The organism is Vibrio sp. 2033 (assembly GCF_033339735.1).
Window position 1 is genome coordinate 1 of the sequence record NZ_JAWOVC010000892.1, and the last position, 508, is coordinate 508.

A 508-nucleotide genomic window follows, 5' to 3' on the forward strand; every position below is an offset into this window, starting at 1 on the left:
GAATAGAAATGAACGAGAGGGAATAAAAATGCAGCCCTTCGAAATCGAAAAGCTGCACCAAGTACCATGTAGGAATGTTGGTAGGAACGTAATAATAGGTAGTTAATAGTTATTATGTGTTTGCCACAAACAATCCGAGCAAACAAACTTAGATATTGGATACATAGCTCGGAAAATCCACCTGCTCCCACAACTGTTTGGAGAGTTCTTCTTGCGAATCCCACGCCCCTTGTAAAACCCAATTCACGATGGCTTGTGCAACGTCGGGGTATTTAACACTCTCAGCTTGCTGCTCTTTGAGCCACTGACGTACGGTAGAAATGTCTAAACTGTCCATTGCAGTGGCTAACCCAAGATCTTCAAGCGTGGCTACGTTGCTCTGCTGTTCAAATTGCCCTGCCAATGGTTTCATTAGCAGTTTTTTGCCAAGAGAAAGTGCTTCTGAAGGCAGTTCAAAACCGCCATTGGCGATGACCCCACAGCAACGATGTAGATGGTGCTGAAAGTT

At 44.5% G+C, this 508-nt stretch carries 1 protein-coding gene; it reads right to left on the reverse strand.

What is annotated here, in order from left to right:
- Window positions 1-148 precede the first annotated feature (148 nt).
- On the reverse strand, window positions 149-508 hold a 360-nt coding region (locus R7P74_RS29670; RefSeq protein WP_318124335.1), incomplete at its 5' end, for a glycosyltransferase family protein.